Source organism: Dietzia sp. CW19 (assembly GCF_014145265.1).
Lineage (GTDB): Bacteria > Actinomycetota > Actinomycetes > Mycobacteriales > Mycobacteriaceae > Dietzia > Dietzia natronolimnaea.
In genome coordinates, this window is record NZ_JAALEE010000249.1 from 1 (window position 1) to 3,602 (window position 3,602).

Genomic DNA, 3,602 nt, shown 5'->3' on the forward strand with positions numbered 1-3,602 from the left:
CGCCTGCGCTTTGGTGCGCGCAGGCGGGCAGGGTCGGGGGCGGCTGTGTGGTCGGGGGCGGCTGTGTGGTGCTGCCGTGTGTGGGCCGGGTCAGTACTGGCGGCGGTTGAGGAACGACGTGGGGTTGTAGCCGAACGGAGGCCGCAGTCGGTCCTCGTAGGACCCCCAGTCGTCCTTGATGCCCGTGGGGAACTCGCCCTCGTGGACGGCGTTACCCTGCGCGGTCGCCAGTACGGCGGACAGGATGCCCACCTCGACCGCGGTGGGGTTGCCGCGCACGACCTGGAAGAACGGCGCCGCGGCCTTGTCGTCCGTGGCCGACTTCTCCGCGTCCTGCTGCTGCTCGGCGGCGGTCACAGCGGGATGTTCCCGTGCTTCTTGGCGGGCACCTCGACGACCTTGCGGTCGAGCAGGCGGAGCGCCTGGGCCACCTGCAGCCGGGTGTGCGACGGCGGGATGACGGCGTCGACGTAACCCCGCTCGGCGGCGACGTACGGGTTGACGAGGGTGTCCTCGTACTCGGCCTGGAGCTTGAGTCGGAGCGCGTCGACGTCGTCTCCGTTCGCCGCGGCCTGCTTGAGCTGGTCTCGGTAGACGAACCCGACGGCCCCGGACGCGCCCATGACGGCGATCTCGGCCGTCGGCCACGCCAGGTTGATGTCGGCGCCCATGTGTTTGGACCCCATGACGTCGTAGGCGCCGCCGTAGGCCTTGCGGGTGATCACGGTGACCTTGCCGACGGTGGCCTCACCGTAGGCGTACAGCAGCTTCGCGCCGCGGCGGATGATCCCGTCGAACTCCTGGCCGGTGCCCGGCAGGAAGCCGGGGACGTCGACCAGGGTGAGGATGGGGATGTTGAAGGCGTCGCAGGTGCGGACGAAGCGCGCGGCCTTCTCCGAGGCCTTGATGTCCAGGCAGCCCGCGAACTGGGTGGGCTGGTTGGCCACGACGCCGACGCTGCGGCCCTCGACCCGGCCGAACCCGACGATCACGTTCATGGCGTACTGCGCCTGGGTCTCGAGGAACTCCCCGTCGTCGACGATGTGCGAGATGACCTCGTGCATGTCGTACGGGCTGTTGGAGGAGTCCGGGATGATCGTGTCGAGCTCGTGGTCCTCGAGGGTGAGGTTGTCCTCGATCGCGCCCTCGGTCGGCGGGACCGGGAAGCGGGGAGCCTCGGCGCGGTTGTTGCTGGGCAGGTAGGACAGCAGGTCCTTGACGTAGTCGAGGGCGTCCTGCTCGTCGTTGGCGGTGTAGTGCGAGACGCCCGACTTGGTCATGTGCGTGGTGGCGCCGCCGAGCTCCTCCTGGGTGACCTCCTCGCCGGTGACCGTTTTGATGACGTCCGGGCCGGTGACGAACATCTGCGAGGTCTTGTCGACCATCACGGTGAAGTCGGTGAGGGCGGGGGAGTAGACGTGTCCACCGGCGGAGGGGCCCATGATCAGGGACACCTGGGGGATCACGCCGGACGCCTGGACGTTCCGGTGGAAGATCTCGCCGTAGAGGCCGAGCGAGACCACACCCTCCTGGATGCGGGCACCGGCGCCGTGGTTGATGCCGATCATCGGGCGGCCGGTCTTGAGGGCCAGGTCCATGACCTTGACGATCTTCTCGCCGTAGACCTCACCGAGGGAGCCGCCGAAGACGGTGGCGTCCTGCGAGAAGACGCAGACGCTCCGGCCGTCGATGGTGCCGTACCCGGTGATGACACCGTCGCCCAGCGGCCGACGCTCGGCCAGGCCGAAGGTCGTGGCGCGGTGGCGGGCGAGCGCGTCGATCTCGACGAACGAGCCCGGATCGAGCAGGTTCTCGATCCGCTCGCGGGCCGTCATCAGGCCCTTGTCGTGCGTCCTGTCGACCGCGGCCTGTCCCATCGGTGCACGGGCTTCGTCGAGCCGCCGACGCAGCTCGGACAGCTTCCCGGCGGTCGTGTGGATGTCGGGCGTCGCAGCGTCGGTCTGGACGTCGTCACTCACGTCCGGTTCTGAGGCAGTCGTCATGTTGTAAGACTCTAACGACTCGGGTGGCTCCGTGGCGACGTGACCCGGCCTACTCCCCCGACACCGACCCCGCCGTCGGGCGGGGTTCGGACCTACTCTGGACGTCGTGCACGCAGACCCCGGACCCGAATCGCCGCGCCCGCTCGACGCCGATGCCCTCCGCCGGGAGCTGGTCGAGAGGCCGGGTGCGCCGTACAGCTCCCTCGAGGTCCTGGAGGAGGTCGGGTCGACCAACGCCGAGGCGATGAGGCGAGCGGGACTGGGCGCCGCGGACCGCGGTGTGCTCCTGGCCGAGTACCAGGCCTCGGGACGCGGGCGGCTCGGACGCACGTGGACGGCGCCTCCGCGGACCCAGGTGGTGGTGAGTGTCCTGCTGCGGCCCGGCTCGGTCTCACCCACCCTGTTCGGGTGGCTGCCCCTGGTCACGGGTCTCGCGATCCGGGACGGACTCGTGGCGGCGGGCGGGGTGGACGCCACGCTCAAGTGGCCCAACGACGTGCTCGTCGACGGGGGCAAGATCGCGGGGATCCTCTCGGAGATGACGACGGTCCCCGCGGAGGGGGACTTCGAGTTGCGCCTTCCCGCGCTGGTGGTGGGTGTGGGGATCAACGTGACACTGACGCGGGAGCAACTGCCCGTCCCGCACGCGACCTCCCTCGCCCTCTCCGGTGGGACGACCGACCGTGACGTCGTCGCACGGGCGGTCCTCGAGGCCCTGGCGCACCGGCACGAGCAGTGGCGTCGATGCGAACGCGGGAGCGGATCGACCATCTCGGACGAGCTCATGGCCGAGTACTCGGCGGCCTGCTCGACCGTCGGGGCCGAGGTCCGCGTCGAACTGCCGGGCGACGTCGTACGGACAGGGCGGGCCGCACGCGTGGACAGGGAGGGCCGCCTCGTCGTCGTCACCCCGGACGGGGAGCTGTCCGTGGCCGCCGGGGACGTGACCCACGTGCGTCCGGCCGCCGGCCGGTGGGGCGGCTGACCCGTGGGGTTCGTCCGTTCGGTCGTCTCTCCGGGGGAGACGCTGATCGTCCACAGCCACCCGCACTGGCGCGCGCTCGTGCGCCCCGCACTGGTGACGGTGATCGGCGCCGGTCTCGCCGGGATCGCCGGGGGGTTCATCGAGACGCAGGTCGTGCACTCGGGGGACCGGGCCGCGACCTGGGCGATGGTGGCGGGGATCTACCTCCTCGTTGTCCTGCGCTTCGGCCTGTGGCCCGCGCTGCGGTGGGCGCGCACCGACCTCGTGGTGACCGACGAGCGCGTGCTCTACCGGCCGGCCGGCTCGACGCGACGGTGTGTCGACGTGCCGTTGCGCCGGATCAGTGCCGTGCGGTTCCGGCACACCCTCACCGACCGGGCCCTGGGCACCGGGTGTCTCATCCTCGAGTGCGGACACCTGCCCCCGGTCGAGATCGACCATGTCCCCGCCGTGGCGCGGGTCCACGCCACGGTCTACGACGAACTGCTCCGTCTGCCCCCGGTGCCCCCGCCCGGCCCCCTCGCCCCGCCACCCCGCTTCCGCTGGGGGCTGCCGGGGCGTCGGTGACCTCCCCACCACCCGTGAGAACATGGACCACGTGAACGACGACTCGC

At 70.9% G+C, this 3,602-nt stretch carries 4 protein-coding genes; 2 read left to right on the forward strand and 2 right to left on the reverse strand.

Annotation, left to right across the window (positions count from 1 at the left end):
* Positions 1-90 precede the first annotated feature (90 nt).
* Entirely contained in the window at positions 91-357 is a 267-nt protein-coding gene (locus G6021_RS08145) for an acyl-CoA carboxylase subunit epsilon (protein ID WP_017836652.1), read from the reverse strand.
* Positions 354-2,003 (reverse strand): acyl-CoA carboxylase subunit beta, encoded by a 1,650-nt coding sequence (locus tag G6021_RS08150; RefSeq protein WP_182609609.1) that lies wholly within the window; start codon positions 2,001-2,003, stop codon positions 354-356. The genes G6021_RS08145 and G6021_RS08150 overlap by 4 nt, the downstream gene beginning before the upstream one ends.
* A gap of 106 nt (positions 2,004-2,109) precedes the next feature.
* Here G6021_RS08150 and G6021_RS08155 point away from each other — a divergent pair, with 106 nt between their 5' ends.
* Positions 2,110-2,988 carry a biotin--[acetyl-CoA-carboxylase] ligase gene (locus tag G6021_RS08155; protein WP_182616338.1) on the forward strand — a complete coding sequence of 293 codons (879 nt, stop codon included), beginning with the start codon at positions 2,110-2,112 and terminating at the stop codon, positions 2,986-2,988.
* 3 nt (positions 2,989-2,991) lie between these two features.
* Positions 2,992-3,555: a PH domain-containing protein gene (locus G6021_RS08160; RefSeq protein ID WP_182641032.1), complete on the forward strand. Its 564-nt coding sequence runs from the start codon at positions 2,992-2,994 to the stop codon at positions 3,553-3,555.
* The last annotated feature ends 47 nt before the right edge of the window (positions 3,556-3,602 follow it).

Bases quoted from the DNA above. Each gene is read 5' to 3' on its own strand.
- G6021_RS08150 (WP_182609609.1), bottom strand. From the start codon at position 2,003: ATGACGACTGCCTCAGAACCGGACGTGAGTGACGACGTCCAGACCGAC.